The organism is Glycomyces sp. NRRL B-16210 (assembly GCF_000719515.1).
Classification (GTDB): domain Bacteria; phylum Actinomycetota; class Actinomycetes; order Mycobacteriales; family Micromonosporaceae; genus Glycomyces.
The window spans coordinates 184,653-206,546 of record NZ_JOGR01000010.1 but is presented as its reverse complement, the minus strand read 5'-3'; the positions used below and the strand labels follow the sequence as shown (position 1 = coordinate 206,546).

Annotated in this window: 19 protein-coding genes and 1 pseudogene; 16 read left to right on the top strand and 4 right to left on the bottom strand. The window is 71.8% G+C overall.

The window, feature by feature from the left end:
• Window positions 1–27: 27 nt before the first annotated feature.
• The gene (locus IF12_RS0115110) at window positions 28–2,019 is read right to left on the bottom strand and encodes a cation-translocating P-type ATPase (RefSeq protein WP_030159740.1); all 1,992 of its coding nucleotides are present in this window, start codon (window positions 2,017–2,019) and stop codon (window positions 28–30) included.
• Window positions 2,012–2,386 (bottom strand): helix-turn-helix transcriptional regulator, encoded by a 375-nt coding sequence (locus IF12_RS0115105; protein ID WP_030159739.1) that lies wholly within the window; start codon window positions 2,384–2,386, stop codon window positions 2,012–2,014. Before IF12_RS0115105 ends, IF12_RS0115110 begins: the two co-directional genes overlap by 8 nt.
• Before the next feature lie 360 nt (window positions 2,387–2,746).
• Between IF12_RS0115105 and IF12_RS0115100 the strand changes: the two genes are divergently transcribed.
• Both IF12_RS0115100 and IF12_RS24240 read left to right on the top strand, forming a co-directional pair.
• Window positions 2,747–3,280 (top strand): hypothetical protein, encoded by a 534-nt coding sequence (locus IF12_RS0115100; protein ID WP_030159737.1) that lies wholly within the window; start codon window positions 2,747–2,749, stop codon window positions 3,278–3,280.
• Window positions 3,281–3,390: 110 nt separating this feature from the next.
• A complete protein-coding gene (locus tag IF12_RS24240) occupies window positions 3,391–3,969 on the top strand; it encodes an alpha/beta fold hydrolase (protein ID WP_030159735.1) in 579 nt (192 codons plus the stop codon).
• Window positions 3,970–4,012: 43 nt separating this feature from the next.
• Here the strand turns inward: IF12_RS24240 and IF12_RS0115090 are convergent, their stop codons facing one another.
• Window positions 4,013–4,375, bottom strand: a complete 363-nt coding sequence (locus tag IF12_RS0115090; protein WP_030159733.1) for a helix-turn-helix transcriptional regulator — start codon at window positions 4,373–4,375, stop codon at window positions 4,013–4,015.
• 112 nt (window positions 4,376–4,487) lie between these two features.
• On the opposite strand from IF12_RS0115090, the gene IF12_RS0115085 reads away from it, so the two are divergent.
• Both IF12_RS0115085 and IF12_RS0115080 read left to right on the top strand, forming a co-directional pair.
• The gene (locus IF12_RS0115085) at window positions 4,488–5,945 is read left to right on the top strand and encodes an FAD-dependent oxidoreductase (protein WP_030159731.1); all 1,458 of its coding nucleotides are present in this window, start codon (window positions 4,488–4,490) and stop codon (window positions 5,943–5,945) included.
• A gap of 98 nt (window positions 5,946–6,043) precedes the next feature.
• Window positions 6,044–6,460 (top strand): arsenate reductase ArsC, encoded by a 417-nt coding sequence (locus tag IF12_RS0115080; protein WP_030159729.1) that lies wholly within the window; start codon window positions 6,044–6,046, stop codon window positions 6,458–6,460.
• Between the two features lie 13 nt (window positions 6,461–6,473).
• Here IF12_RS0115080 and IF12_RS27035 read toward each other — a convergent pair.
• Window positions 6,474–6,830, bottom strand: a pseudogene (locus tag IF12_RS27035) (ATP-binding cassette domain-containing protein); the annotation flags it as partial.
• A 363-nt stretch (window positions 6,831–7,193) separates the two neighbouring features.
• On the opposite strand from IF12_RS27035, the gene IF12_RS0115070 reads away from it, so the two are divergent.
• The 12 genes from IF12_RS0115070 to IF12_RS0115015 all read left to right on the top strand — a co-directional run bounded on the left by IF12_RS0115070 (window position 7,194) and on the right by IF12_RS0115015 (window position 21,787).
• Window positions 7,194–10,169, top strand: a complete 2,976-nt coding sequence (locus IF12_RS0115070; RefSeq protein ID WP_030159725.1) for a glycine--tRNA ligase — start codon at window positions 7,194–7,196, stop codon at window positions 10,167–10,169.
• A gap of 234 nt (window positions 10,170–10,403) precedes the next feature.
• Window positions 10,404–10,589 carry a hypothetical protein gene (locus tag IF12_RS0115065; protein WP_030159723.1) on the top strand — a complete coding sequence of 62 codons (186 nt, stop codon included), beginning with the start codon at window positions 10,404–10,406 and terminating at the stop codon, window positions 10,587–10,589.
• Window positions 10,590–10,744: 155 nt separating this feature from the next.
• Window positions 10,745–12,082, top strand: coding sequence for a radical SAM protein (locus IF12_RS0115060; protein ID WP_030159721.1), 1,338 nt, complete (start codon window positions 10,745–10,747; stop codon window positions 12,080–12,082).
• Window positions 12,079–13,050, top strand: coding sequence for a hypothetical protein (locus IF12_RS0115055; protein WP_030159719.1), 972 nt, complete (start codon window positions 12,079–12,081; stop codon window positions 13,048–13,050). The genes IF12_RS0115060 and IF12_RS0115055 overlap by 4 nt, the downstream gene beginning before the upstream one ends.
• Entirely contained in the window at window positions 13,047–13,880 is an 834-nt protein-coding gene (locus IF12_RS0115050; RefSeq protein WP_030159717.1) for a hypothetical protein, read from the top strand. Before IF12_RS0115055 ends, IF12_RS0115050 begins: the two co-directional genes overlap by 4 nt.
• Window positions 13,870–14,757: a radical SAM protein gene (locus tag IF12_RS0115045; RefSeq protein WP_030159715.1), complete on the top strand. Its 888-nt coding sequence runs from the start codon at window positions 13,870–13,872 to the stop codon at window positions 14,755–14,757. Before IF12_RS0115050 ends, IF12_RS0115045 begins: the two co-directional genes overlap by 11 nt.
• A 41-nt stretch (window positions 14,758–14,798) precedes the next feature.
• On the top strand, window positions 14,799–16,010 hold the full coding sequence (locus IF12_RS0115040) for an MFS transporter (protein WP_030159709.1): 1,212 nt from the start codon (window positions 14,799–14,801) through the stop codon (window positions 16,008–16,010).
• A 52-nt stretch (window positions 16,011–16,062) separates the two neighbouring features.
• Window positions 16,063–17,493 (top strand): amino acid--tRNA ligase-related protein, encoded by a 1,431-nt coding sequence (locus IF12_RS0115035; RefSeq protein WP_081913625.1) that lies wholly within the window; start codon window positions 16,063–16,065, stop codon window positions 17,491–17,493.
• Between the two features lie 2 nt (window positions 17,494–17,495).
• Window positions 17,496–18,665, top strand: a complete 1,170-nt coding sequence (locus tag IF12_RS0115030) for a cytochrome P450 (RefSeq protein WP_051704432.1) — start codon at window positions 17,496–17,498, stop codon at window positions 18,663–18,665.
• 8 nt (window positions 18,666–18,673) lie between these two features.
• Window positions 18,674–19,804 (top strand): cytochrome P450, encoded by a 1,131-nt coding sequence (locus tag IF12_RS0115025; RefSeq protein ID WP_030159706.1) that lies wholly within the window; start codon window positions 18,674–18,676, stop codon window positions 19,802–19,804.
• Between the two features lie 379 nt (window positions 19,805–20,183).
• The gene (locus IF12_RS0115020) at window positions 20,184–20,513 is read left to right on the top strand and encodes a hypothetical protein (RefSeq protein ID WP_030159705.1); all 330 of its coding nucleotides are present in this window, start codon (window positions 20,184–20,186) and stop codon (window positions 20,511–20,513) included.
• A gap of 77 nt (window positions 20,514–20,590) precedes the next feature.
• Window positions 20,591–21,787: a sulfotransferase gene (locus IF12_RS0115015; RefSeq protein ID WP_030159704.1), complete on the top strand. Its 1,197-nt coding sequence runs from the start codon at window positions 20,591–20,593 to the stop codon at window positions 21,785–21,787.
• Window positions 21,788–21,894 lie beyond the last annotated feature (107 nt).

Here is a 21,894-nt window from a genome sequence, read left to right as displayed (position 1 = left end):
CCGGCAGACGCCGGGTGCCGCTCGGCGTCAGCGCATAGGTTCGGGTGATTCGACCGGCTGGAGCGCGGCGACTGCCGTAGAGGAGGTGCCCGGCCTCGCGGCAAGGGCGCCGTGAAAGCGGCCCGCGCGGACGCCGTTGGCGATGACCACGACCTCGGCGAGCTCGTGGACCAGCACGACCGCGGCCAGTCCGAGGACCCCGAACAGCGCCAGCGGCAGCAGCACCGCGATCAGGGCGAGCGAGAGGCCGATGTTCTGGAGCATGATCCACCGGGCGCGGCGGGCGTGCCGCAGCGACTGCGGCAGGTGGCGCAGGTCCTCGCCCATGAGTGCGACGTCGGCGGTCTCGATCGCCACATCGGTTCCCATGGAGCCCATGGCGATCCCGACGTGGGCGGTCGCCAGCGCGGGGGCGTCGTTGACGCCGTCACCGACCATGGCGACCGGGCCGCCGCGGCCGAGCTCGCCGACGAGGCGGGACTTGTCCTCGGGCCGCAGCTCGGCGTGCACGGCGTCGTCTCGGATACCGGCTTGTCGGGCGAGGGCCCGCGCGGTGGCGACGCTGTCGCCGGTGAGCATCGCGACGCGGTAGCCGTCGCGGTGCAGGCCCTCGATTACCTCCCGCGCCTCGGGTCGCAGTTCGTCGCGGACGCCGATCGCGCCGATGAGCCGGCCGTCGTCTTCGACCAGGACCACGGTGGCGCCCTCGCCCTGCATCCGCGCGACGGCCTCGGCCAAGGGCCCGGGGTCGATCCAGCCGGGTCGGCCGAGGCGGACTTCGGCGCCGTCGAGTCGGCCGGTGATCCCGGCTCCGGTGACGGCCTCGACCGCCGTGGCGGCGGCAGGGGCCTCGACTTCGGCGAGAACGGCGCGCGCGAGCGGGTGCTCGCTGCGGGCTTCGAGGGCCGCGGCGACGGCCAGCACGTCCTCGCGGGTCCGGCCCAGGCGGGTCTGGACTTCGACTACGGCGGGCCGGTTGGCCGTCAGCGTGCCGGTCTTGTCGAGCGCGACGGTCCGCACCCGTCCGAGCGCTTCGAGGGCCGCGCCGCCCTTGACCAGGGCCCCGAACCGGGAGGCGGCGCCGACGGCGGCCACGACCGTGACCGGTACGGCGATCGCCAGCGCGCAGGGGGAGACGGCGACGAGCACGACCAGGGCGCGTTCGATCCACACCGAAGGGTCGCCGAGGAGGCTGCCGAGCGCGGCGACCAGTGCCGCGGCGGCGATGACCGCTGGCACGAGGGGTCTGGCGATGCGGTCGGCCAGGCGCTGGGCGGCGCCCTTGCGGGACTGCTCGGCCTCGACGATCGCGACGATGCGGGCCAGGGAGTTGTCCTCGGCGCCGGCGGTCACTTCGACGGTGAGGGCTCCGGTGCCGTTGATCGATCCGGCGTGGACCGCCTCGCCGGGGCCTGTTTCGACCGGTACGGACTCGCCGGTGATCGCGGAGAGGTCGAGGGCGGTGCGTCCTTCGCGGACGATCCCGTCGGTGGCCAGGCGCTCGGCGGGCTTGACGATCATGGTGTCGCCGACGCGGAGTTCGGCGGGGTCGATGACGGTCTCGTTGCCGCCGCGGACCACTGTGGCGCGGTCGGGCACGAGCGCGAGGAGCGCGCGCAGGCCGCGGCGGGTGCGGGCGACGGCGTACTCTTCGAGCCCCTCGGCGATGGCGTACAGGAAGGCCAGCGTCGCGGCCTCACCGATCTCGCCGAGGGCGACGGCGCCGACCGCGGCGATGGTCATGAGGGTGCCGACGCCGATCCGGCCGCGCGCCAGGCGCCGAAGTGTCGAAGGCACGAAGGTCCAGGCGGCGATGACCAGCGCGAGTGCCTTGAGCGCCAGTGCGGCCCGGTCGGGGGCGTCGGCCCAGCCGAGGGCGTAACCGGCCAGCAGGGCGAGCCCGGCCGCGGCGGCGAAGCGCAGTTCCTTGACATCCCAGAGGGTCCGGACGCCGTGGTCGTCGCCGTGCTCGTCGGCTTCAGGGCGCGGCGAGTCGTGGTCGCAGCAGGCCTCACTCACAGCACGCCTCGTCGTCCCGGCTGTCGACGCCGTAGTTGGGGCACAGGGCCACGGCGTTGCCGGTGGCGGCGAGGAGCCGCTCGGCGGCGGCGAGCAGGTCGAGCAGTTCGGGGCGGGCGAGGGAGTAGAAGACCTGGCGGCCTTCGGCGCGGCCGGTGACGAGGTCGCAGTCGCGCAGGCACGCGACGTGCTGGGACACGGTCGACTGGGCGAGTCCGAGCTGCGTCACCAGGTCGGCCACGCGCGCCTCGCCGTCGGCGAGGCGGCGCACGATCGCCAGGCGCGCGCCGTCCGAGAGGCTGTGGAACAGGGCTTCGGCGGCGCCGGTGCCCGTGGGGCGGCACGCGCCGACTTCATTCATCACCATTTTGCGATATTATCGTTGAGTGACGATGAATGCAAGGCCTCTTGCGGCGCGATGGCGCGCCGCTACGGGGTCGGTGATCGACCTCGGCTGAGCGCCGGCCCTTGCGCCGGGGCCCGCCCGCCTTCGGCCTGCGAGTCGACGGGACACCGCTGCAATCGGCGTCCCGCCCCTCCACTAGGTTGTGTCCGCGCGTAAGGGCATTGTCGCCGAAGAGATCCGAATATCATTCTTGTTGCCGGACGGGCGACCGGCGCGACCCGATAGGCTCGACACAACCCGAGCGAGGAGGACGCCATCGACGGCCAGCGCCGACGTACCGGGATCGGCCTGCTGAGCGCAGGTTCGGCCCTCGCGTTCGGGTTGCTGAGCTGGACGGCGGCGCACGAGGCCTCCACGTGGCTGTTCGACCACGCGCACATCGCCGGTGCCGCCCCTGACGCCTGGCACCTCGACCACAACGCCGGCACCGCCGCGCTCCTGTTCGGCTGCTTGGTGGTCGGCGCCCTGCTGGCCCTGCTCGCCTCACCCGCTCCGAAGCGGACCTCGGCCGCGCGCCGGCGCCCCGGGGCTCCGCGGCTGCCGCTGGTGCTGTCGATCGGCGCGTTCATCGCCACCGACTTCGCCGAACGCGCGGTCGCCGGGCAGCACGGCATGCCCTCGTTCCTGGTCCTGCTGATCGGCGCGAGCGTCTACGCGCTCATCGGCTCCGTCTCCTCACTGCTGTGGCACCGCCTGCTCGACCTCGACCTGCGCACGCTCATGGCTCCCGACGAGTCGCCGCGCCAACCCGCGGCGGCCAAAACGATCCACGCGTCCCGCCTGCGCGGATTCCCCGCACGGTACTGGGCGCCCGCCGTCGCCGGCCGCGCGCCGCCCGCGACCGCCGCTTCCTGAACGCTTCGCAGCACTTCCCTGCGCCGCCGCGCCCGACCGGGCGCCGGCCGCGTCATGCCCGGCCGTGCCGGGCGCCCTCGTGCTTCCCTCCTTCTGACAGGAGACCTGCCATGTCGACTCCGCGTGCCGAAAACCTTCGCAGGCACCAGGACCGCGCGTGGACCCGCGAACAGTGGAGCGGCCGCGGCCGCCCCGTGCACCTGATCAACGACCCGTCCTTCGACCGCTCCGCGTGGTGGCCGGTGGCCGCCGGCCTCGCCGCCGATTGCGCGGTCGCCGTCTTCGACCCGCCCGGCCACGGCGACGCGGGCGATCTCGCCGACGACCTGGCGTCGTTCACCGCCGGGTCGGGGACGCGCGCGCCGATCGTGGTCGGGCACGAGTCTGCGGCGCTGGTCGCCGCGGTCTTCGCGGCCCGCTACCTGGCCCACGCCGTGGTCGCCGTCGAGCACTACCTCGACACCGCCGAGAGTCCCTGCCCCGAGCTGCGGGCGATCGTGGACGGATCGAGGAGCTTCGGCTGCCCGTACCTGTCGGTGTTCGCCCTCGCTCCGCGCGACGGCTACACCGACTGGCTCCGGCGACGCGCGCCCGCGGCCCGCTGCGAGGTCTACGAGACGCCCGCGCCCTTCCCGCACCTGCGCAGGGCCGAGCGCTTCACCGACGACCTCCGCGCTCTGGCGAGCTGACCTGCTCACCTTCGCGCGGTCGGGCCCGTGGCCCAAACACGCCCTAGCAGCAGCCGTTGTGCTCGACCGGGTTCGACAGTCCGGCGAGCGCGCGCATGGGCGCCGAGAAGGCCTCGCAGCACAGGGAGTAGACGTTGCTGCGGCCCTTGGGGGTCACCGAGACGAGGCCGAGTTCGCGCAGTGGCGTGAGGTGGTGGGAGACGAGCGTCTGGGCCAGGCCGGTGGCCTCGGTCAGCTCGCGGACGGTCCGGGAGTGTTCCGAGAGCAGCAGGACGATCGCGAGTCGGTTCTCGTCGGCCAGGGCCTTGAACTTCGGGGCGAGGTCCTTGGCGTGCGCGATCAAGGAGGCGTCGGAGTGCTCCTCGGCGCTCACGTCGGTCAGTTCCAGCTCGATCAGGCGGGTCATGCCGTCAAGTAAACCACAGAACTTGCTATCAACAGCAATCACTGATATTACTTACGTCAGTTGATGTGATCGCCTCAAGCGGTCACCTAGAGCTGATTCCAGGAGCCCTCCCATGTCGAATCCCGTCAACCGCCAGGTGTCGACCGTCGCCGTCATCGGCGCCGGCCCGGTCGGTCTGGCCGCAGCCGCCCACCTGGTCGAGCGCGGACTGACCCCGATCGTCCTCGAAGCCGGAGACGGTCCCGCCTCGGCGATCGCCCAATGGAGGCACGTGCGCCTGTTCTCCCCGTGGCGCTTCGACATCGACGCCGCCGCCGGACGCCTGCTCGAAGCCCGCGGCTGGACCGCGCCCGACCCCGACGGCCTCCCGACCGGCGCCGAACTCATCGACGCCTACCTCGCCCCGCTCGCCGAGACACCGCAGCTCGCCCCGCACCTCCGCTACGGGACCCGCGTCGTCGCCGTCGCCCGGGAAGGCGTGGACAAGACCCGCACCATCGGCCGCGAGGGCCGCCCCTACCTGCTGCGGACGCGGAACACGGCGGGGGAGTGGGAGGACCTGACCGCGGACGCGGTCATCGACGCCTCCGGCACCTGGGGCCGGCGCAATCCCCTCGGCGCCCACGGGCTCGCCGCCCGGGGCGAGGACCACGACGCCTCCTGGGCGGCCGGGCCGCTGCCCGACGTCCTCGGCGCCGATCGCGACCGCTTCGCGGGCAAGCGGACCCTGGTCGTCGGCATGGGCCACTCGGCGGCGAACACGCTGCTCAACCTCGCGAGCCTCGCCGAAGCCGCACCGGGCACGACCGTGACCTGGGCGATCCGCGGCGACTCCCCGGCGCGGTTGTACGGCGGCGGGTCCGCCGACGCGCTCCCCGCGCGCGGCACGATCGGCACCCGCCTGCGCGAACTGGTCGAGTCCGGCGCGATCGAGCTGGTCTCCGGGTTCACCGTCGACCGCTTCGAGGAGCGCGACGACGGCTCGGTCGCGGTTGTCGGGAAAGTGGACGGTCGCGAGCGTGTCATCGAGGCCGACCAGGTCGCCGCCGCGACCGGATTCCGCCCCGACCTCGACATGCTGCGGGAGATCCGGCTCGACCTCGACGCGACCGTGGAGGCGCCCGCGAGGCTCGCGCCGCTCATCGACCCGAACTTCCACTCCTGCGGCACCGTCCCGCCGCACGGTGAAGCCGACCTCGCGCAGCCCGACGAGGGGTTCTACCTCGCCGGGATGAAGTCTTACGGGAGAGCGCCGACGTTCCTGCTCGCCACCGGCTACGAGCAGGTCCGCTCCATCGCCGCGGCGCTGGCCGGCGACCGCGAGGCCGCCGACAAGGTCGAACTCGACCTGCCCGAGACCGGCGTCTGCTCTTCCAGTAGATCCCTGGAGGCCACCAGCATCGCCGACGCGGAAGGCTGCTGCGGATCGACCGCGAGCGCCGACTCCGGTTGCGGCACTGCCGCTCCCGAGCCGGTGACGATCGGCTCGCGAGGCCTCGCCACCGGCGCCGTGCACGGCCGTGCCGGTGAGCGGATCGAACTCAAGCAGACCGGCGGCTGCTGCGGCTGACCAAAGTGAGTGCCGTCTTCTTGCTCGATCGAGGAGCGCTTTCCGCTGCCCGCAACCGAGACCGCCCGCCGACATCCGACCGAAAAGGGAACGCCGACATGTCCTCAAAACCGTCCGTGCTCTTCGTCTGCGTCCACAACGCAGGGCGCTCGCAGATGGCCGCCGCCTGGCTCACCCGCCTCGCGGGCGACCGCATCGAGGTCCGTTCGGCCGGGTCCGCCCCTGCCGACAGGGTCAACCCGGCCGCGGTCGAGGCGATGAAGGAGGTCGGCATCGACATCGGCGACCGGACCCCGAAGCTCCTCACCGCCGACGCCGTCGAGGCCGCGGACGTGTGCGTCACCATGGGCTGCGGCGACGCCTGCCCGGTCTTCCCCGGGAAGCGCTACCTCGACTGGAGACTGGACGATCCCGCCGGTCGAGGGATCGAAGCCGTCCGCCCCATCCGCGACGAGATCAAGGCCCGCGTCGAAGCCCTCATAGGCGAACTGCTGCCCGCGGAGCCTCCCTGCTAGTCCGAGCGCCGACCTATCGCCCTGAGCCCGGGGCGAAGAGGAGTTGTGGGACGCCCTCTATGTCGAAGCGCCTGGCGGTTATGCGGTAGACCGGTTCGATGACCTCGGGCCGCAGGACCTCGTCGGGGGTTCCGGCGGCGGCTATCCGGCCGCGGTCGAGCAGGACCAGCGCGTCGCAGTAGCGGGCCGCGAGGTTGAGGTCGTGCAGCACCGCGACCGTGCACAGCTCCAGTCCGGCCACGAGCGCGAGGATCTCGTGCTGGTAGCGGACATCGAGGTGGTTGGTCGGTTCGTCGAGCAGCAGGTGGGTCGCGGCCTGCGCCAGCGCCCAAGCGATGAGGGCCCGCCGCCGCTCGCCGCCGGACAAACTGCGACGGTGACGCGCCCTCCCGACCGGCGCACGGCCCCGCCGACGGCGCGCAGCATGGTCGAGATATCTGCATCGTTTGATACATGCCGTCTTCGGGATTCAACCCGGCCGGGGAATCCGGGCGCGGGACCGATACCATGCCCCCTGAGCGACTCCATCCAGGTGCCGTGCGAGGGGACTCGCGATTGGGACTCCGTTCGCATTGAGGAACACCTTGCACATGTTGACGATCGCTTTCCAGCGCCCGCCGGGCCGCGTGTCCCGAGCGCCGCGCCCTTCGGAGCCCGAATCCGCCGCGAGGCGCGGCCGCCCCGCGTCCTCTGAGGGCAATCCGACATGAACCCTGAATCCGAGGTGAGTACCGTGACCGACCTGACCATGCAAGACACCCTGGCGCGCCTGACTGCTTTCTGGAGCGGCCGTGGTTGTCTCACCGTCCAGCCGATGAACACCGAGGTCGGTGCGGGAACGCTGAACCCCGCGACCTCGCTGCGGGTGCTCGGGCCGGAGCCGTGGAAGGTCGCCTACGTCGAGCCGTCCGTGCGGCCCGACGACGCCCGGTACGGCGACAACCCCAACCGCATCCAGATGCACACCCAGTTCCAGGTGATCCTCAAGCCCGAACCCGGGAACGCCCAGGAGCTTTACTTGGAGTCCTTGGAGGCGTTGGGGATCGACACCGGCGCCCACGACATCCGCTTCGTCGAGGACAACTGGGCCTCGCCCGCCCTCGGCGCCTGGGGGCTCGGCTGGGAGGTCTGGCTCGACGGGCTGGAGATCACCCAGTTCACCTACTTCCAGCAGTCCGGCGGCGTGGCCCTGGACCCGGTGTCGGTGGAGATCACCTACGGCATGGAGCGCATTCTCATGGCGCTGCAAGGGGTCACGCACTTCAAGGACATCGCCTACGCGCCCGGCGTCAAGTACGGCGAGGTCTTCGGCCAGGGCGAGTACGAGATGTCGCGCTACTACCTCGACGACGCCGACATCGCCACCCACCGCGAGCTGTTCGACCGCTACGGCGACGAGGCCGCCCGCATGGTCGAGCTCGGGCTGCCGATCCCCGCGCACGTCAACGTGCTGAAGATGTCCCACGCGTTCAACGTGCTCGACGCCCGCGGCGCGGTGTCGACCTCCGACCGCGCCACCGCTTTCGCCCGGATGCGGAGCCTCGCCCACGAGGTCGCCGAGCAGTGGATCGCCAAGCGCGGCCAGGACGGCTTCCCGCTCGGCACCGCCTCGCCGCAGGTCGAGGCGGCCCCCGCGCCGCTCGTCGTCCCCGCCGACACCCTGCCGCAGACCGCCGTGTTCGAGATCGGCGTCGAGGAGATGCCGCCGACCGAAGCGCAGGCGGCCAGGGCCCATGTCGAGCAGCGGCTCAAGGCGCTGCTCGACGGCGCGCACCTCGATCACGGCGACGTGGCGGTCCACGCGACCCCCCGCCGGATCGTCGCCCGCATCGAGGCGGTCGCGGCCGCCGAGGCCGACCGGACGGTGACCGCGCGCGGCCCCAAGACCGCCGCCGCCTTCGACGCGGACGGCAACCCGACCAAGGCCGCGCTCGGCTTCGCGCGCTCCAACGGCGTGGACGTCGCCGATCTCACCACTGTGGAGCACTCGGGGACGACGCACGTCGCGGTGGTCCGCCACCAGGCCGGCCGCCACGCGCTGGAAGTCCTCGCGGGCCTCGTCGGCGACATCGCCGCGGGCCTGCGCTCGGGCAAGAACATGCGCTGGTCCGACCCGAACCTGGCCTTCACCCGCCCGTTCCGCTGGCTCACCGCGCTGTGGGGGCCGCACGTCGTCCCCGCCGCGGCCTCCGGGCTCGCCGCCGACCGCCTGACCCGCGCCCACCGCTCCTCGCAGGCCCCCGTTTTGGAGGTCGCGGCCGCCGACGAGTTCGCCGCGGCCTTGGAGCGCAACGGGATCGTCCTCGACGAGGGCGCCCGCCGCCGCCTCATCGTCGAGCAGGCCGCGACGGCGGCCCGCTCGGTGGACGGCACCGTGGACTTCGAAGCCGAAGCGGCACTGGTCGACCAGGTCAACTTCCTCGTCGAGCAGCCCGTGGCCGTGCTCGGGTCCTTCGACGAGTCCTATCTCGACCTTCCCGACGAGGTGCTCACCTCGGTGATGCGCAAGCACCAGCGGTACTTCCCCGTTCGCGGCGCGGACGGCGAACTGCTGGCGCACTTCGTGGCCGTGGCGAACGGCCCGATTGACGAGGCCACGGTCCGCGTCGGCAACGAGGCCGTGCTCCGCGCCCGCTTCGAGGACGCCGCGTTCTTCTACCGCGCCGACCTCAAGACGCCGATCGAGGAGATGCGGCAGCGGCTCGGCCGCCTCGCGTTCGCCGACAAGCTCGGCTCCATCGCCGACCGCGCCGAACGCGTCGGCGCGATCGCCCACCGCCTGGCCGACCTCGCGGGGGTCGCCGGCGAGGACCGGCGCGTCCTCACCGAGGCGGCCTCGCTGGTGAAGTTCGACCTCGGCTCGCAGCTGGTCACCGAGATGACCAGTCTCGCAGGGACACTGGCGCGCACCTACGCCGTGGCATCCGGAAAGGACGGCGCGGTCGCCGAGGCCCTGTTCGAGGCCGAGCTGCCCCGCCACGCCGGGGACCGCGTGCCCCGCAGCACCGCCGGGGCGCTCCTGGCCCTCGCCGACCGCCTCGACTTCTTCACCGGGCTCGGCTCGACGGTGGGCATGCCCACCGGCTCGAAGGACCCCTTCGCGCTGCGCCGCGCCGCACTGGGCCTCATCGCCGTCCACCGGGCCGCCGCTCCCGCTCTCGCCCGCGTCTCGCTCCACGAGGGCCTGCGCGCGGCCGCCGCCGCGCAACCGGTCGAGGTGACCGCCGCGCACGCGGACGCCATGGAGGGGTTCCTCCGGGACCGCCTCGCGCAGCAGCTCAACGACGAGGGCCACCGCTTCGACCTGGTGGCCGCGGTGCTGCCGCTGGCCGACCGCCCCGCCCTCGCCGAGGAGCGCCTCGGCGAACTCGAATCCGCGGTCGGCACGGACCGCTTCCAGCGGCTCGCCGCCGCGATCCAGCGCGTCGGCCGCATCCTGCCCGCGGACGCCGCACCGCTGTCGGACTTCGGCCTCCTCACGGCCGCAAGCGAACAGCAGCTCATCGCCGAACTCGGCGCCCTCGGCGGCGACCGGTTGGGGGAGTGGATCGATCGCGCCGCGGGCCTGCCCGGGGCCGTGGACGCCTTCTTCGAAGAGGTCCTGGTGATGGACCCGGACCCGCAGGTCCGGTCCCAGCGCCTCGGACTCCTCGCGGCCCTCGACCGGAACGCGGCCGCCCTCCTGGACTGGAGTGCCGTCCAGCTCTGACCGACCCGCACGACCAGACCGGCTGCGCCCAGCGCAGCCGGTCTTCTGCTGCGCCGCCGACGAAACGGGGAAAACCACCCATCGTAGTGCACCGACAGTATCGGCAGATTACGCGCTTTCGCCCGGGTCCGCATTGGGACATCGCCGTTGCGTGGAGCGCGCCGCTTCGGGAGCATTGTGCGCGTCAGCAACCTCGCCTACGCCAAGTAGGTCTATTTAGGATTGGGGAACGACATGCGCAAGTTCGAAGTCGCTCTTGAAGGGCACGGGAACATCTGTGCCCGCTCCTCCTACTCCCCCCTGATGTCTCCGGACGAGGGGTCCGAGGAGAGCTTCGAGGCGGCGCTCCTGGCCGCCCTCGAGCAGTCCGAGACCGTCGAGGCCCCGGCCGCCGAATTGGCGGAAGCGGCCAGTCGTTAACGGCTGACTGGGTTCAACGTGCGAGGACGCACTCCTCCACGTTGAACCGTCAACCCGCCGAGGAGCCCCGCTCCGACGCCGGGGATTCGAAGTCACCTCGAGATCGATCCGTGATCGCCCGTACGTCGCAGGTCCCGGTGCATTGGAGCAGAAGCGTGGAACTCTTCCTCGATCGTTACGTCCACCTGATCGAACGCCAGGGACGCCACTTGGCCTTCAACAGCGTCAGCCTCGACTCCTGGGAGCTGACCGCCGCCGAGGCCCGCGTGCTCAAGGAGCACGAAGGCGGCGCGAGCGCGGTGGACGCCGCCGGCGTCGACGTCGAGGCCCTGATCGAGGAGGGGCTGCTGGTCCCCGAGCCCACCCGGCCGGGCAAGGCCATGGAACGCCTCCTCGAGAGCCGCAAGTCCACCTCCGCCAAGGGCCGCGGCCACTTCAACAGCCTGCGCATGTCGCTCACCGAGCGGTGCAACATGGCGTGCACCTACTGCTTCCAGCAGGCGCTCTACCCCGAGGACCAGCCTCGCATGAGCGAGGAGACGATGGCCGAGACGCTCGAATGGTTCATCGAGCAGGCCGAGGGCGACGCCGTGAGCCTCCAGTACTTCGGCGGCGAACCCCTCCTCGAATGGCCGCTCATCCAGCTCGCTAACGCGACCGTCGCCAAGGCCCTCAAGGAGGGCCGGATCTCCGGCTACCGCCAGACGATGACCACCAACGGCACCGTCTTGACCGACACCCGCGCGAAGTGGCTCCTCGACCAGCGGTTCGAACTCATCTTCAGCTTCGACGGCCCGCCCGAGATCAACGACCAGATGCGGATCTTCAAGAGCGGCCGCGGCAGCTACGAGAAGGCCGCCGAGGGCATCAAACGCTGGTCGGCCCTCGGAGGCGAGCCGGCCATCCTCATGACGGCCACCCAGCTCAACCTCCGGTCCCTGCCCCGATACGTGCGCTGGTTCGCCGAGGAGTCCGGCATCGAACCGGCCGTCATCGCCCTGAACTCGCCGCAGCCGACCGCGACCGGCTGGGAGACCGGCGGCGTCGAACTCGCCCAGGCCGTCTTCGAGATGTGGCTGTACTGCGACGAGCGGGGGATCGCCTTCCAGGCCCCGGGCACGTTCATCCCCCTCCACCTGCGCACCAAGATCCCGCAGTCCGACCACTGCATCGACGGGAACCTCTTCCAGTCCGAGGCTGGCACCTGGCCGGTGTACGTCAGCGCGGACGGGCGCCGCTCGCTGTGCCTGGTCCACCACAACGACCACCGCGTGGAGGTCCCCAAGGGCGGCGACCCGATCGAACTCGGACGCCGCTGGCACTTCGAGGGCCCGACCGTCGAGGAGTGCGACGGCTGCATCGCCAGCCAGATCTGCGGCGGCCCCTGCACGCTCGAGAAGCTGCTCTGGGGCGGCGACAAGCTCAGCGCCGACCGCTGCGACTTCATGCGCACCATGACCACCGAGGTCCTCACCTCGGGCAGTGGTGCATGAGCCCTTCCCGCTCCGACGCGGCCGCGGCGCAGATGGCGGAGGCCCTCGACGGCCTCCGCCCCGCACCCGGGCGCGTCCTGATCGTCTCGCGCGGCGACCATCCCCTATGGACCCGTTTCGCGGAGCACTGCGCCCGCCGCGGCTGGGACCCCATCCGGCGGACCCTGGCCGAGGGCGACCGCCGCTGGGGCCCTCCCGCCCCTGACGAACACGCGTCCCACGTCCGATTCCAAGGCGAACGCCTCGCCTGCGACGCGGTGGTCTACCACGATCCGTTCGGCGGCGACGGCAACGAGGCGGGCGGACCCGAGGCGCTGCGCCTCCTGTGCGGCAACGGCATCGCGTTCGCAAGCGTCGACTTCCCGCACGGCCTCACCGACCCGGCCCTCACCGAACCGCTCGAATCGGTCTACCTGCGCGCCCTCGCGACACCCGTGGCGGCCCTGCGCGAACGCGCCGACCGACTGGCCGCGACGCTCGAAGACAGCGCGGCGATCGAGATCCACTTCGGAGACGATCGGACACTGCGCGTGCGGCGCCCCTGGACCGTCCGGACCGACTTCGGCTCGGCCCGAACGGACCTGCCGATCCTGCAACTGCCCCTCGGGGAGGTCTGGATCGCCTGCCGACCCGAGGCCGTGAGCGGCGACCTCGACGTGCACAACGCGACGAGCGGCCCGCGCCGTTACACCGTCCATGAAGGACAAATCAGTGAACCGGGCAGTGACCGACCCGCCGATCCGCGCCCGATCGTGGAGATCGGCTTCGGCGTCAACCCCGACGCCCGCTGGCTGCCCGTGACCTCCCTGGGGGAGAAGGCCGCCGACTCGATGCACGTCGGCTTCGGCGACAACACCCTGATCGGCGGCGAGATCGCCGACGACCGCCACTACGACCTCCCGCTGCCGCGCTCGGCGCAGCTCGAACTCATCTCGGCTGACCAAGGGGCGGAAGCGGTGTCGCCGTGAACCGCACCGCCGCGCCCGACCTCGGCGCCCTCACCGAACCCGTCGTCGCCGGCAGCGGCGACCCGGCCCTTGCCGCCCACGCCTTCGACGCACCGCTCGACAAGACCCTCACCCGATCCCTCACCTGGGAACGGCTCGCGATCCACAACCTCGCCCTCCACAACCTTGACGCCCTCGCGCGCCTGGCCGACCCCCGCACCGGCGAACTCCTCGCCGTGCCCCACGGCGACCACGGCTTCGCGCACCGCGTCCGCTTCCGCTCCGACGGCGGATACGAAGGCGACCCGGCCTGGAGCCGACTCGCCGCCGCCTGGCGCCACTGCCTCGCCGAATTCGGCCCCCTCGACTGGGACGTCGAGGTCTACTCCAGCCGGCACGACTGGCCCCGCGCGCTCTCCCTCCCCGGAGCCGTCCTGATCTCCCACCGCCTCCAGCCCGCCGCCGTCGGCACCCAATGGCTCTACGTCCTCCACGAACTGCTCCACCAGTGGTTCGGCGCCCGCCTGCGGCTCTCGCCCGCCACCCACGCCCGCTGGGAGGCCTGGATCGACGCCATCGCCTGGACCATCGCCGTGCGGGTGCTCGGCGACGAGGCCGACCAGATCTACGCGACCGTCTACAAGCGCCAGACGAGCGCCGACGACCCGGGCATCGCCGACCGCGCCTCGCTCGTCCTGGACCTCCGCCGCACCCTGCGCGAGGACACCGGACTCGAACGGTTCACCGCCGCCACGAACGAAGCCGAACGGCGCGCCCGGGCCGGACTGCCGCGCACGATCGCGGACGCACCGCCGCCCGACGCGATGAAGGGACCCTCCGATGCTGTCTGAGCAGACGTTCATGATCGCCAACTCCTGCAACCTCAGCTGCACCTACTGCTGGTACGAGGTCGGCACCTCTGAATACGCGCCGACCCCGGTCGGACCCGAGACCTACGACCGCTGGCTCCGACGCTGCGAGAACGCCGGCATCGCGATCGAGCGCGTCAACTTCACCGGCGGCGAACCGCTCCTGCGCGAGGACTTCCCCGCACTGCTCGACGTCGCCACCCGCCACGCCGGAAGCGCCGCCGTCTTCACCAACGCCGTCCTCGTCCGCGACGAGACCGCCGAACTCCTGGCAGCCTCCGGCACCGAGGTCCACGTCTCGATCGACCACGTCTCCGACCACATCGGCGACCGCGTGCGCGGCGGCACGAAGGCCACCCTCAAAGGCATCTCCCGCCTCGTGGAGCACGGCGTCCGCGACCTCCAGGTCTGCGTCGTCGTCACCGCCAAGAACCACGCCGACCTCCCCGAGATCGTCCGCTTCACCCGAACCCACGGACTCGCCCTCGAACTCATGCCCGTCGGCGTCCCCGAGACCCACCCCCTGAGCCTGCGCTCGATCGGCCCCGAAGCCACCGCGACGCTGTCGGCCCTCATCGACGAGCACCGCGACCTGCTCGGCCGCGACGGCTACTACCGCCGGTTCCGCAGATTCCTCGGAACCGGCCAGATCTCGCCCACCCCCGGCTGCGGGGCCGCCGAGCGCGGCGTCTTCGTCAACTCCGACGGCGAGATCTGGCTGTGCCCGCAACGCGGCGCCGAATCCTTCGGCAACATCGCGACCGCCGAGCCCGGCGACGTGCTCGAACGCAAGAGCGCCGCCGCGGCCGCCAAACGCCCCGGATCCTGCGTGAAGCTCGACTGCCTGGTGCTCACCTGACCCCGCCCCGGCACCCGACCGCGAATGGAGCCCCCCTCGACATGCAACGCGTCCTGATACGCCGCCTGTGCGTCCTCGTCGCACTGGTCTCGTTCGCCGACTTCGTGTTCGGCGCCACCGTCATCGTCCACATGCTCGACGGCGGCCTCACCGGGGCCACCATCGGCATCGCGCTGGCGATCTCCGGGGTGCTCGCGAACGCCGTCGAGACCCCCAGCGGCGCCTGGGGCGACAAGTACGGCCAGCGCCGGATCCTCGTGGCCGGCCTGGCGATGTGGGGCCTGGGACTGGTGGCGTTCGGGTTCGCCCAGTCGATGCTCATGTTCACCGTCGCCCTGGCCCTGTGGGGCATCGGCCAGTCCTGCTACTCCGGGGCCCCGACCTCGCTGGTGCTCAACCGGTTGCGCGAGGAGATCGGGGACGAGGGCATCGCCGCGGTGATGCGCCGGGTCCACGTGGTCCGGTGGACCGCCTCCAGCGCCGCCGCCGCGGGCGTGTTCCTCACCGCCGACCACCTCGCCGTCGACCGGACCATCATCGTGGCCGGGGCGCTGCTGCTGCCGGTGGCGCTGTGGGTACGCCTGCGCTGGCCCGAGCAGCGGTCGGCCACGAGGGACTCCACGCTGCGCCTGCTCGGGCGCGGCCTGCGGCTGGCGGCCACCGGCGAATTGCGCACGCAGATGATCCACGCGGCCCTCATCGGGTTCCTCCTCACCGTCCTGATCCTGACCTGGCAGCCGCTGTCGATGGAGACGATCGGGCTGCGGCCTGAGTCGCTCGGCCTGGTGCTGCTGGTGTTCACCGTGGCCTCGGCCGTGGGCGCGTGGGCCACCAAGTTCACGCAGCGGTTCCCGGCGCGGCGGGTGCTCCCGGTCGGACTGGTCCTCACCTGCGCGGTGATGTGCGCCGTCGGCACCGGCGCGGTGGCGACCGGCGCGGCCCTGGTCGCCGCCGAGGCGCTCACGGGCCTGTTGATGTGCGTCAACGCGATCCGCGCGCAGCAGTTGTTCCCCGACCGGCTCCGGTCGACCATGACCTCGATCATGGGCGCCGTCCTCGGCCTCTCGATGGCCTTGGGGGACTTGGTGGCCGGGCTGCTGTGGGAGTTCTTGGGGGTCGAGGGGGCCGTGCGCTGGTGCGCGATCGCCGTGGCGACCGGATGCGCGGCCGTCTTCATCGCGGACCGCTCCAGGTCCGCGTCGAAACCGGAGGCCGCGGCCGAAGCGCTCGAACCGGCGGGGCGGCGTCCCTGATGAAGGCGAAGCCGGCGTCGCGGGCCGGAAGCTGAAGGAGAGGAACGATCGGATGGAGCATCGAATGGAGCGGCTTGCGGGCTGGCTGATCCGGGACAAGGGCACGGACTACCTCGCGACCATGCGCGGCTGGATCGAGCTCGAAGGCGTCCCCAGGGGACTGCCCCGGGAGGCCCCGGCGGTGGTCTTCGGCGAGCGGACCGAACCGGCCCGGCTCACCGTCGGGAAGATCGAGGTGGACGGGACCGGCGAGTCCGGCACCCGCCGCAGGCCCCGCCTCGCGGTGCGGCCCGCCGGCCACCTCTCGACCGCGTCCGGGCTTCGCCGGACCGCGCGGGAGTGGCTGGTCGAGCGCGGCTTCGACGAGATCGCGCTGCCCATGATCTGGTCGCGCTCCGAAGAGTACGGAGCCGAGGAGTTCCAGCTCGCGCACAGCCGCATGGACGGCATCGACCTGCGCATCCTGCAATCGCCCGAGTTCCCGCTCTACACCGCCCTCGCCGAGGGCCTGGACCGCAGCTTCGCCTTCGGGCGGTGCTTCCGCTACGAGGGGGGCGACGGCGCGGCCTCCTCCGAGCACTACCTCATGGAGTTCGAGCAGCTCGTGTTCGCGACGACCTTCGAGGGCCTCGGCGACTGCATGGCGCAGGTCGAGGACCTGATCCGCACCCTCGCGAAAGCCGTGGGCGTGGACCTCGACGACGTGGACTTCCTGGTGAGCGCGCCCGAGGGGATGCCCGACGTGACCGCGACGGGGCGGGCGGTGGAACTGGAGCGGGTCGCGCTGTTCACCGTCCCCTCCACCTGGCCCGCGGCCGCCCGCCGCGTCCTGGTCGACCGACTGGAGGAGGCCGGGGCGAGCGTCATCGCCCTCGAAGGCGACGAAGACGCGCTGCGGCGCGGCGGCGCCGAGGTGCGGCTGGCCGTCGAGACCGGCGACGCCACCGCCGCCGCCGTGCACCGCATCCTCGACACCGCCGCCTCCTACGTCATGCCCGGCAACGACATCTCCGCCGCCGTCGCGCTCCAGTGGAACCCGGCCTGGGAGGCCTACCTCCCGCTGGAGTGGCGCGAGGACGAGCAGTCCGAATCGGCCTACCCGGTCCGTTCGATCACCTCCCGGCGCGCGACCGACCCGGACGGGAACGAGCGGATCGCCGACGCCGAGCTGTACCTCAAGGGCATCGAAGTCGCGCACGTGCGGGCCTACGCCGACCGGACCCAGTTCGCGGAGAACCTCGGCAGGGCCGGGATCGCCGACCCCGAAGGGCGCTTCGGCTACCTGATCGACGCGCTCGAATCCGCGCCCCCGGGCATGGTCGGCATGTTCGTCGGCTGGGAACGCCTGCTCACCGTCCTCGAAGGACTGCTCGCGACGCAGGAGGCGCAGCTGTACCCCCGGGACGGCACCGGCCGCCTCGTCGGGGACGCCGGTCCGCACGCCCACCGCCGAAACCGCCCGCCGGCCGCCGGGGAGGAGTGACCATGGCGAACCTGCCCGTCCCCGGCGCCGAAGGGCTCAAGCGGCGCTGCCCGTTCGGGGTGATCGAGGACTACGAGCGGGTGCGGGACACCGCCGCCCCCGCCCCGCTGGACACCCCCAGCGGCAGGCCCGCGTGGCTGCTCGCCTCGTTCGAGGAGGTCAAGTCCATGCTGGCCGATCCGCGGTTCGTCTCCGCGGTCAACGAGCCGCCGCCGCTCGACGGCGGCGAGGGCATTCCGGGCTGGTTCTTCGGACTCGACGGCGAGGAGCACGCCCGGTACCGCAGGCTCCTCACCGGCCAGTTCACGATGCGCGCCGCGCGGAAGGCGGCCCCGCGCATCAGGGCGATCGTCGTCGAGCAACTGGAGCGGATGCGGCGGGGCGGCGCTCCCGCGGACCTGTTCGAGGCGTTCGCGTGGCCGGCTCCCGCCCGGGTCGTCTGCGACCTGATCGGCGTGCCGCCGCAGCTGGAGGCGCTCCTGAGCGAGCAGATCGAGGTCATCGACGGGGACGACCTCGGCGCGGACCGACTCGGCGCGATGCAGGCGATGTGGGACGCCCTGGTCGGCCTGGCCGCCCGGAAGCGCGAGGACCCGGGCGACGATCTCCTCAGCGAACTGCTCACCGCGAAGGAGGCCACCGACGAGGTCGGCGCCTCGTTCGCGCTCGCGCTCCGGATGGCCGGCCACGCCCCCGTCTCCCACATCGTCGGCATGGGCGTCCTCTACTACCTCACCGAAGGACCCGATGCCGCCGATCGGTTCGGCGACCCCGACCGCCGCGACGCCGAGGTCGAGGAGCTGCTGCGGTTCCTGCCGACCAACAACCTCGGCGTGCTGCGCCTCCCCACCGAGGACGTCGCGATCGGCGGCCGAACGGTCGGCGCGGGCCAGCCGGTCGTCGCCGCGCTGCCGGTCGCCAACCGCGACCCGGCGCGGTTCGAGGACGCCGAATCGCACCGCCCCGACCTTGAACGCCACTCACACCTCGCGTTCGGCTACGGGCCGCATCAATGCCTGGGCCACAACCTCGCCCGCGTCGAGCTCGGCGTGATCTTCGAGGAGCTCTTCGGCCGGTTCCCCGGCCTGCGGCTGGCCGTGCCCGAACACGAGGTCCCCATGCAGGACACCGCGGGCTCCTACGGAGTCACCGCACTGCCGGTCGAGTGGTAGGAGCCGCCATGGCAGACCTGTCGGCCCAAGCACCGGAGTCGACCGCGGCTCCGAGGCCGATCCGGTGGTTCGACGCCCTCCGGGAACGCGCACCCGCCTTCCGGGAACCCGGATCGGGATCGTGGTTCGTCACGCGCTACGACGACGTGGCCGCGCTCCTGACCGACCCGCGACTGGCCGCGCAGCCGGTGGCCGCCCCAGACGAACCGCCCGCGACCGCGCGCGCCCGTCTCGACGCGCTCATCGCCAAATGGCCGGCCTTCACCGACCCGCCGCACCACACCGTCCTCAGAAGACTCATGCACCCGCTCTTCCAACCCCGGCAGATCGACGCCGCGGCCCGAGCGGTCGGCGAGGCGCTGCGCGGCGGCCCCGACATCGAGACGCCGCAGCGGTTGCGCGACGCCATCGGCGCCGGCCTCACCCGGCTCCTGGGCGCCGAACCGGCCGACTACGGTGCACTCTCGCTGTGGGCCGAGGCGATCCTCGCGCCCATGTCGGGGCAGGAGGCCACCGAACAGCGCCTGACCGAAGCCCTCACCGCCTATGCGGCACTGGGGGAGTACGTCGACGCCGCCGTCGCCGACCGGCGCGGCCCCCTCGGCGCCGCGCTCGGCGACGAACGGAGGAGCGGCGCCATCGACCGCGACGACGCCGTGGCGATCTACGCCCAAGTCCTGACGGGCGCGATCGAGCCGACCCTGAGCGTCGCCATGTACGCCGTCGAGCGGATCCGCGCCGATCCGGGCCTGTGGTCCGACTTCACCGCCCACCGAGACCGGTTCGTGGAGGAGCTGATCCGGCTGGCGGCCCCGTTCCACTTCGCCGTGCGGTTCGCGAAGGACCCGATCGACCTGCACGGCAAGACGATACGGGCCGGCGACCAGGTCGTGCTGGTCCTGCTCGCGGCGAACCGCGACCCCAGGAGGTTCCCCGACCCCGAACGGATCCGGACCGACCGCGAAGGCCCGTTCCACCTCTCGTTCGGCAAGGGACGCCACGCCTGCATCGGGGCCCCGCTGGCCCGACGGGCGGTGACCGCGCTGCTGGAGTCGACCGGAGTCGATGCGCTGACCGCGATGCGGCTGCGGACGGACGGATGGGACATCGGTCCGGGCATGCGGCGCTGGCTCGTCTGAGGCCCGACCGTGTCCACCCTATTCACCGTGCCGGCGCGATCCCGCCTGTCATTCGCCGGTCGCCTGCCTTGAAGGGACGGGAGAACGATACTTGAATGGTCCTCAATGCGGTGTCCACCGCCATTGCGCCCCCTCGCGCCACAACAGGATCAAAGGTCGCCTACCGCGACTTCCCCACCCCGAAACCCCTGCGTCTCAAAGGTTCTGATCACGACTCGTGTCGTAATCGATTGCCGCGCAGAGTAGTTCCGCCGCCCTAAAATGAGGACCACGCCGTGACACGCCATCGCCGGACCGCGATCGCACCCCGCACGCAGCGGTTTCACCGCCGCCGGATCCTCGACCGCACCCGAGTGATCATGGATGGAAAGGACTGCAAGTGAGCCCTTCAGCACCGCGCGCCTCGAAGATCGCGCCGCTCACTGAATCGGAACTGAAAATCCTCTCGCACGTCATCGCCGCCCCGGACCAGCAGACCGCGGCGGCATGGCTCGACATCTCCGTCCGCCATCTGCGGCGGCAGATAGAGACGATCAAGGAGAAGCTCGGCGCCGAGACCACACTCCAGATGGTCGTGCTCGCCGCGTTCCGCGGACTGGTGGACCCCAAGTCCCTTCCCGAGGGCAGCATCGGCGAGCGCGCGTTCCAGATGGGACGCGCCGGCGACTGCCGCGCGGTGTGCCCGCTCGGAGGCTCGGCGACCGGATGAGGCGCGAACGGCTTGTCCCCCTAGCCGATGGGAAGTAGTAGGGTGGCGCCGAACCCCCTCGAGAGGATGCATCCCCCATGCGCCGCGTCTCCGCCCTCGCCTCCGTCCTGAACGTCGTGCTGACGCCGGCGCTCGCCTCCCGCCGCGACTCTGCCCGGACCTGGTCCAAGCTCGTCGCCGCCGCCGAGGCCGATCAACGGTTCACCTTCGACTACGACCGCCAGTGGCTCGACGACCTCGAATTCGCGTTCGACTGCTACACGCAGGTCAAGGGCATGACCCCCATGGGCTGGCTCGGCGTCAAGGCCGAGTTCGCGGGGCGCCTGGTCAACCGCCTGCGGGTGCGCCGCCTGCGCGAGGCCCACCCCGAGATCGCCGAGGAGCCGATCGAGAGGCCCGTCTTCATCATCGGCCTGCCCCGCACCGCGACCACGCTCACGCACAAGATCCTCGCCGGCTCGCCCGGCCACCGCGGCCCGCTCACGTGGGAGATGTACAACATCGACCTGGAGCAGCCTCCCGAGGTGCGCGACGCGCGGATCGCCGAGGTGGCCAAGGGCCTGTCGATGCTCGAGAAGCTCATGCCGGTCTTCCCCTCCCAGCACCCGATGTCGGCGACCGGGCCCGAGGAGTCGTTCCTGATCGTCCCGCACACCCACTACCACCTCACGCGAGCGCCCGTCCCGCACTACGCCGAGTGGCTCGAGACCCACGACAGGGTCCCCGAGTACCTCTACCTCAAGGAGTCCCTCCAGGTCCTCCAGTACGGGCGCGAGCGCAGACGCTGGATCCTCAAGTCCCCGATGGACACCTTCAACCTCCGCGAGATCCAGACGGTGTTCCCCGACGCGATCTTCGTGTGGAACCACCGCGACCCCATGACCGTCATCGCCTCGGTCTGCTCCCTCAACGAGACCGCCATGGGACTCATGCTGCGCCGGGTCGACAGGCACGCCCAGGGCCGGAGGTTCCTGGACCTGCTCTCCGGCGGCATCGCCCGCGCCCGCCAGGCCCGGCCGCACCTGCGGCCCGGCTCGGTGATCGACGTGCCCTACCACCGGCTCAACGCCGACCCCTACACCTATGTGCCCGAACTCTACGAGAAGATCGGGGCGCAGTGGGGGCCGAAGGACGAGGCCAACCTCCAGCGCTCGCTGGAGCGGCCCACGGACAGCCGCAAGCACGAGTACGCCCTCGCCGACTACGGGCTCACCCAGGCCGACGTCGACGAGGCCTTCGGCGACTACATCAAACTCGTCACCCACCTGAACTGACGCCGGGGGCGACGCCCGCCCGATCGTCATCGCTCCCATGCGGAACCGCGCCGCCGTTCCGAATCGCCACCACATCGGTGGGCGACTTGACGTTCGGTGACCGTTCA

Excerpts from the sequence above, each read along its gene's own strand:
- IF12_RS0115105 (WP_030159739.1), bottom strand. The coding sequence starts at position 2,386 with ATGGTGATGAATGAAGTCGGCGCGTGCCGCCCCACGGGCACCGGCGCC.
- IF12_RS24240 (WP_030159735.1), top strand. The coding sequence starts at position 3,391 with ATGTCGACTCCGCGTGCCGAAAACCTTCGCAGGCACCAGGACCGCGCG.
- IF12_RS0115090 (WP_030159733.1), bottom strand. The coding sequence starts at position 4,375 with ATGACCCGCCTGATCGAGCTGGAACTGACCGACGTGAGCGCCGAGGAG.
- IF12_RS0115085 (WP_030159731.1), top strand. The coding sequence starts at position 4,488 with ATGTCGAATCCCGTCAACCGCCAGGTGTCGACCGTCGCCGTCATCGGC.
- IF12_RS0115080 (WP_030159729.1), top strand. The coding sequence starts at position 6,044 with ATGTCCTCAAAACCGTCCGTGCTCTTCGTCTGCGTCCACAACGCAGGG.
- IF12_RS0115065 (WP_030159723.1), top strand. The coding sequence starts at position 10,404 with ATGCGCAAGTTCGAAGTCGCTCTTGAAGGGCACGGGAACATCTGTGCC.
- IF12_RS0115055 (WP_030159719.1), top strand. The coding sequence starts at position 12,079 with ATGAGCCCTTCCCGCTCCGACGCGGCCGCGGCGCAGATGGCGGAGGCC.
- IF12_RS0115045 (WP_030159715.1), top strand. The coding sequence starts at position 13,870 with ATGCTGTCTGAGCAGACGTTCATGATCGCCAACTCCTGCAACCTCAGC.
- IF12_RS0115040 (WP_030159709.1), top strand. The coding sequence starts at position 14,799 with ATGCAACGCGTCCTGATACGCCGCCTGTGCGTCCTCGTCGCACTGGTC.
- IF12_RS0115035 (WP_081913625.1), top strand. The coding sequence starts at position 16,063 with ATGGAGCATCGAATGGAGCGGCTTGCGGGCTGGCTGATCCGGGACAAG.
- IF12_RS0115030 (WP_051704432.1), top strand. The coding sequence starts at position 17,496 with ATGGCGAACCTGCCCGTCCCCGGCGCCGAAGGGCTCAAGCGGCGCTGC.
- IF12_RS0115025 (WP_030159706.1), top strand. The coding sequence starts at position 18,674 with ATGGCAGACCTGTCGGCCCAAGCACCGGAGTCGACCGCGGCTCCGAGG.
- IF12_RS0115015 (WP_030159704.1), top strand. The coding sequence starts at position 20,591 with ATGCGCCGCGTCTCCGCCCTCGCCTCCGTCCTGAACGTCGTGCTGACG.